5 protein-coding genes are annotated in these 7,045 nt (G+C 35.0%); 4 read left to right on the forward strand and 1 reads right to left on the reverse strand.

What is annotated here, in order from left to right:
• On the forward strand, positions 1-2,407 hold a 2,407-nt coding region (gene gyrA, locus ACIQ2X_RS12080; RefSeq protein ID WP_396179170.1), incomplete at its 5' end, for a DNA gyrase subunit A.
• A gap of 34 nt (positions 2,408-2,441) precedes the next feature.
• Positions 2,442-3,776 carry a tetratricopeptide repeat protein gene (locus ACIQ2X_RS12085; protein ID WP_396179171.1) on the forward strand — a complete coding sequence of 445 codons (1,335 nt, stop codon included), beginning with the start codon at positions 2,442-2,444 and terminating at the stop codon, positions 3,774-3,776.
• 196 nt (positions 3,777-3,972) lie between these two features.
• Here ACIQ2X_RS12085 and ACIQ2X_RS12090 read toward each other — a convergent pair whose 3' ends face one another.
• Complete coding sequence (locus tag ACIQ2X_RS12090) at positions 3,973-4,272, reverse strand: hypothetical protein (RefSeq protein WP_396179172.1); 300 nt, start codon at positions 4,270-4,272, stop codon at positions 3,973-3,975.
• A gap of 91 nt (positions 4,273-4,363) precedes the next feature.
• Here ACIQ2X_RS12090 and ACIQ2X_RS12095 point away from each other — a divergent pair, with 91 nt between their 5' ends.
• Positions 4,364-6,151 (forward strand): SulP family inorganic anion transporter, encoded by a 1,788-nt coding sequence (locus tag ACIQ2X_RS12095; RefSeq protein ID WP_396179173.1) that lies wholly within the window; start codon positions 4,364-4,366, stop codon positions 6,149-6,151.
• Between the two features lie 112 nt (positions 6,152-6,263).
• Positions 6,264-6,899 carry a carbonate dehydratase gene (gene can, locus ACIQ2X_RS12100; RefSeq protein WP_396179174.1) on the forward strand — a complete coding sequence of 212 codons (636 nt, stop codon included), beginning with the start codon at positions 6,264-6,266 and terminating at the stop codon, positions 6,897-6,899.
• The last annotated feature ends 146 nt before the right edge of the window (positions 6,900-7,045 follow it).

Below are 7,045 nucleotides of genomic sequence, written 5' to 3' on the forward strand. Positions count from 1 at the left end.
AGTCACTTCAAGATCTGCTCATAAAAAGTCGGCCAGAATTGTCGGAGAAGTTTTAGGAAAGTACCATCCACACGGCGATACATCGGTTTACGATGCAATGGTACGTATGGCTCAAGAATGGAGTTTGCGTTATTTGTTGGTCGATGGTCAAGGTAACTTTGGGTCTGTAGACGGGGATAGTCCGGCAGCAATGCGATACACGGAGGCTAGAATGCGAAAAATTTCGGAAGAAATCTTAGCCGATATTGAAAAAGAAACGGTTGACTTTCAACTGAACTTTGACGATACGTTGTATGAACCAAAAGTAATGCCTACGCGTGTTCCTACTTTATTAATAAATGGTGCCACTGGTATTGCAGTAGGTATGGCAACCAATATGCCTCCTCACAATCTTACAGAGGTCATCAATGGTACGTTGGCTTATTTAGATAATAACGACATCGAAATTGACGAATTGATGAACCACATCAAAGCTCCCGACTTTCCTACAGGCGGTGTGATTTATGGTTATGATGGTGTTCGTGAAGCTTTTAAAACAGGTCGAGGACGTATCGTGATGCGTGCCAAAGTTGGTTTCGAAGAAGTGGACGGAAGGGAGTGCATTATTGTTACTGAAATTCCGTACCAAATCAATAAAGCCGACATGATCAAGCGTACTGCTGATTTGGTAAACGAGAAAAAAATTGAAGGCATTGCCAACATTCGGGACGAGTCGGATCGAAATGGAATGCGGATCGTTTACATTTTGAAACGGGATGCAACACCAAACGTGGTTTTAAATACCTTATATAAATTTACTGCTTTACAATCTTCGTTTAGTGTCAACAACATCGCTCTTGTAAAAGGACGACCTCAGATGTTGAATATCAAAGACATGATTTTCTACTTTATCGAACACCGTCATGATGTTGTGGTTCGTAGAACGCAATTTGAATTGCGAAAAGCAGAGGAAAGAGCACATATTTTAGAAGGTTTGATTATTGCTTCGGATAATATTGACGAAGTTATTGCTTTAATTCGTGGATCTAAAAACACTGAAGAAGCACGAGAAAAATTAATCGAAAGATTTCAATTGTCTGATATTCAAGCACGAGCTATTGTTGAAATGCGTTTGCGCCAATTGACCGGTCTGGAACAAGACAAGCTAAGAGCGGAGTACGAAGAATTGATGAAATTGATTGAACATTTGAAAGCTTTATTAGCAGATGTAAATTTAAGAACCAATCTGATCAAAGAAGAGTTAATCGAAATTCGAGATAAATATGGCGATGAACGTCGTTCGGTTATTGAATATGCTGGTGGCGATGTGAGTATCGAAGATTTGATTGCAGATGAAAATGTAATTATCACCATTTCGCATGCCGGTTATATCAAACGAACCAACTTGAATGAATACAAAACACAAAATAGAGGTGGAGTAGGTCAAAAAAGTGCGGGAACGAGAGATCAAGATTTCTTAGAGCATATGTTTGTTGCTACAAATCACCAGTACATGATGTTCTTTACTCAAAAAGGAAAATGTTTCTGGATGCGTGTTTACGAAATTCCAGAAGGAAGCAAAACCAGCAAAGGTCGAGCTATCCAAAATTTAATTAACATCGAAAGTGACGATAAAGTAAAAGCTTTTATTTGTACCCAAGATTTAAAGGATTTGGATTACATCAACAGCCATTATGTGATTATGGTTACCAAACAAGGTCAGGTAAAAAAGACATCGCTTGAACAGTATTCACGTCCAAGAATCAATGGAGTTGCCGCAATAACTATTCGCGAAGACGACGAATTATTGGAAGCAAAATTAACTGACGGCGAAAGTCAGATTTTGGTTGCCGTGAAGTCTGGTAAACTCGTTCGATTTGAAGAAGGTAAAACCCGTCCGATGGGTAGAACCGCTTCTGGAGTTCGCGGAATTACACTTCAAGACGAGAAAGACGAAGTAATTGGTATGGTTTCTGTAAATAAAGACAGCGTAAACGATACCCAACTTCTGGTTGTAACCGAAAAAGGTTATGGAAAACGAACCAAATTAGTGGACGACGATGGCGAAGATGTTTACAGAATTACCAATCGTGGTGGTAAGGGTGTAAAAACCTTGAACATTACTGAAAAAACGGGAGCTTTGATATCCATAAACGCAGTTACCGATAACGATGATTTGATGATCATCAACAAGTCGGGATTAACAATCCGAATGGCGGTTGAAGATTTAAGAGTAATGGGACGTGCCACACAAGGTGTGAAATTAATCAACATCAAAGGAAATGATTCCATTGCCGCCGTTACGAAAGTGATGAAGGACGACGAGGTGGAATTGAAAACAGAAGATGGAATTATTGAAGGAGTCGCATCTGCTGAAAATTCAGATAAAACAACTTCATCTGAAGAAACCTCTGATACGGAGGAATAACAATTAAAATAAATATTAATTTAAATTTTTAATGATGAAAAAAAAATATAGTATATTGGCAACTGCTCTATTAATTTCAATAGGCGCTTTTGCTCAAAAAGACGAGTTTAAGACTTTAAAAAAGATTTACGATAAAGACAAACTCTCAGCAAAAGATGTAGTGCAGTATAAAGATGCTGTTACTGCAGCAACACCGCTAGTTTCAGCATCAAATGAAGAGGATGTAGTGTATTTAAATTTCTATAAAGCGGGAATTCCTTTTATAGAAATGACCGAAGCGATGGCTAAGCCCGAAAATCAAATAAACCCTCAGGCCGCACTTAAATTTTTCACACCCGAAAAAATAGCTGCATTTAGCAAGAGCGCCGTTGCAGTTTTAGCCTACGAGAAAAAATCAGGCAAAGCAGTTTTTACAAAAGACATCCAAGAAAAGACGGTAATGTATAAACCTACTTTATTGTCTTACGTAATCAGTTTAGCAGATCAAAAAAGGTTTATAGATGCTTCAGCTGTTTTATATTCAATTTACGAATTAGATAAGAAGGATCAAGAAAAACTGTATTACGCAGCTAGTTATGCAATAAATGCCAAAGAATATGCTCTAGCTTATGATTATTATAAAATCTTGAAAGATTCAAATTTTTCAGGAGAAAAAACAAATTATTTAGCCGTGAGTAAAATTAACGATAAAGAAGAGCCTTTTGAAACTAAAGAAGACCGAGATAGAGCCGTTAAAATTGGAACTCACACCACTCCTAAAGATGTAAATGAACCTTCCAAAAGAGGTGAAATTTACAAAAATATGGCGCTCATTTTAATAGACCAAGGAAAACAAGACCAGGCTATTCTTGCTATTCAAGAAGCTCGAAAGATAAATCCTGAGGATGTAACTTTGATAATGTCAGAAGCCGATCTTTATTTAAAAACCAATGATATGACCAAATATGCTGCGGCTGTTAAAGAAGTCATTGAAAAAGATCCTACTAACCCCGACTTGTTTTATAATTTAGGAGTTACAAGTTATAAAAACAACGACGCAAAAAATGCTGAAGTTTATTATTTAAAAGCAATTGAATTAAAACCTAATTATGCTTATGCATACTATAATATAGCTGCGATTCGCTTGGATGAAGGTCAGGTATTATTGGATCAAATGAATAAGTTGGGAACAACAGCAACTGAAAATAAAAAATATGATGTTTTAAAAGAAAAAAGAATTGGGTTATTGAAAGATGCAATGGTACTTTTAGAAAAAACAATAAATGCTGACAATAAGTACACAGACGCTAAAGAAGTTTTATTAAGCGTCTATAAAGCGCTTGAAATGAAAGAAAAAGCCAAAGCACTTCAAGCTGAATTAGATAAATAATAAAATAGTACATATTAAAAAAAGTCAGTTTATTTTAACTGACTTTTTTTTTGATTTACACTTCCGGCTTTAAATGCAACTTAAAATTTTTTTGATTGAAACATTTGTTTTGAAAAAATAATTGAAATACGACATTATCAGCAAAATAGAAAATTCTATAAAAAAATTTCATCTTTTCTGCGTTTTAATGTTGTAGTTAATAAGGAAATATTATTTTTGCAACAATGAGAACAGCTGCCTGTCTACTTTTAATTCTTTTCGTATCCTTTTTAGCTACCCCTACAATTGTAAGTGTAATCAAAAGTTCCTGCGATACATCCTGCTTCTCTAATTTGGCAGAAGAAGAGCTTTCGCATAAAGCAGTAAAAGAAACGAAAACAGTAATCGTTAATGTAAACTTATTCAGATTAGCTAATTTAACTCCATCAATTATCATTTCAGATAACCAACTGAAACACGATAACCTTTCTCCATCCATTTTTTCACCTCCACCCAACGCATAATTTTATTCTATAGGTCAGTTTACTGACATTTAAATCTTTGTTGCCAACAACGAAGAGCAACTATTTTATATAATTATTTAGGAAATGACAAAAAACACAAGTCTTTTTGCCAACCTTAAATCAGATTTACCTGCTGGTTTAGTGGTTTTTTTGGTGGCTTTGCCACTGTGTTTAGGAATAGCTTTAGCCTCTGGTGCTCCACCGCTCTCTGGAATAATTGCCGGAATTGTAGGAGGTATAGTAGTTGGTTTTTTTAGTAAATCACATCTAAGTGTTTCTGGTCCTGCCGCAGGTTTAACTGCAATCGTACTTACTGCTATTACTGATTTAGGTGCATTTAATATTTTTCTTACAGCCGTTTTAATAGCTGGTATTATTCAATTAATTCTAGGATTTTTAAAAGCGGGAAGTATATCCAATTATTTTCCAACCAATGTAATTGAGGGTATGCTAGCCGGTATTGGGGTTATTATCATTCTAAAACAAATTCCACATGCAATAGGTTATGACGACGACTTTGAAGGCAATTTAAGTTTTGAACAAAGTGATGGTTCAAATACATTTTCGTACCTCTTTGGAGCTCTTGATTATATTCAATTAGGCTCTGTATTAGTTACAATTGTTTCTTTAGGAATACTGATATCATGGGATAAAATAAGTTTCCTGAAACGTTTAAAGTTACTTCCTGGAGCGTTAGTAGCAGTGGTTGTAGGAATTCTGTTAAACGAATTTTTTAGAGTTTCTGGTAGTAGGTTATTTTTAACTAAGGAGCATTTGGTTTCGTTACCAGTTCCTTCCAGCATAGAAGATTTTAAAAATATCATTGTTTTACCAGACTTTAATGGATTTTTAAATACTAAAGTTTGGATTGTAGGTATAACAATTGCTATTGTAGCCTCTATCGAAACGCTACTATGTATTGAAGCTGCGGACAGAATGGATATTCAAAAACGATATACCGATACCAATGTGGAATTAAAAGCACAAGGTATTGGAAACATGCTTAGTGCTCTTCTTGGTGGATTGCCAATGACTTCTGTTGTGGTTCGAACTTCTGCCAATAACATTGCAGGTGCTAAATCTAAAATGTCAGCTATTTTTCATGGTGTATTGTTACTGGTAAGCGTTTTAGCCATTCCCTTTTTATTGAACAAAATTCCTTTAGCCACCTTAGCCGCTGTACTTTTGATGGTTGGTTATAAGTTAGCAGTGCCCAATATCAAACATTTTGCCTCGTTCATGCCTAAAGAAGTCAATTTATTAATTATTTCTTTTGTAGCCATCAAAGTTGCTTTAGATGCTACTCAAAAGCCTGGAACCGCTGTTATTGTTTTTTGTGTTATTTCCCTTCTGATTTTAGTATATTGTGTGTATAAATTCCAGAAAAATATCGAATTTAAAAAGTCAATCACTCGTAACCAATATTTATATTTCCCATTTTTTGCAACAACATTAGCTGTAGTTTTTACCGATTTATTAAAAGGAGTTGCTTTGGGAATCATTATCAGTATTATCTTTATCCTCCGAGGAAATTTGAAAAGAGCGTATCGCTTTCACAAAGAAAAGTTTGAGGACGGTGATGTGATCCGAATTGATCTGGCTCAGGAAGTTTCTTTTTTGAACAAAGCTGCAATTAAATCGACGCTTTCAGAAATTCCAGAAAATTCCAGAGTGGTAATAAATGCCTCGGATACCGTATACATCGCACACGATGTTTTGGATTTGATTCAAGAATTTGCCACAATAAGGGCCGTTGAAGATAATATAAAAGTAAAATTAAAAGGTTTTAAAACCGTTTATGATTTAGACGACATCAACGATGATAGTAACCACGTTTTTTTCGAAAGTTTTGAAGAATCACAAACCCGATAACAAGCAAAAAACGATTACAATCAATGTATTACTCTTTTAGAAGAGAAAAGAAAAGAGCAAGAATAATTAAAATCAAGTTTATATAATTTCTAATATTTTAAATAAAAGAACGATGAGTGATTTTTATCAAAAAATAATTGAAGGAAACAAAAATTGGGTCGCTTCAAAAATTAACGAAGATCCCGAGTATTTTGAAAGATTGTCTAAAGGACAATCGCCACCACTTTTGTGGATTGGATGTTCGGACAGTAGAGTTCCTGCAAATGAAGTTATCGGTGCTCAACCTGGGGAAGTTTTCGTTCACCGAAATATCGCTAATATGGTCGTGCATTCGGATATGAATATGCTGAGTGTTTTGGATTATGCCGTAAATGTATTGAAAGTAAAACACGTTATAGTTTGCGGACATTACGGATGCGGTGGGGTTAAAGCAGCTCTAGGAAACGATTCTATCGGAATTATTGACAATTGGATTCGACATATCAAAGATGTGTATCGTTTACACCACAATTACCTGGATTCAATTGTGGATGAAAAACAACGATTTGATGCATTTGTAGAAATCAATGTAAAAGAACAAGTATTTGACTTAGCAAAAACATCTATCGTTCAGGGCGCTTGGAGAAACGGCAATGACCTAAGTTTACATGGTTGGGTTTACGGTTTAGATTCTGGAATTGTAAAAGATTTACAGGTGAACTTCTCTAGTAACAAAGATCTTGATGCTGTTTACCAATTGGAATTTTAAACATCCAACAATTAAATGTTATCTGTAAAGTTTCACAACGTTATTGATGAGAGTTGATTTTAATTTAGATTCAAATTTAGGATATTATTTTTAAATTGATTGGGTGTTATCTTGAATATTTCAGGTTTTAATTGATACCATTTTTC

It is taken from the genome of Flavobacterium sp., assembly GCF_044368625.1.
Taxonomy (GTDB): Bacteria; Bacteroidota; Bacteroidia; order Flavobacteriales; family Flavobacteriaceae; genus Flavobacterium.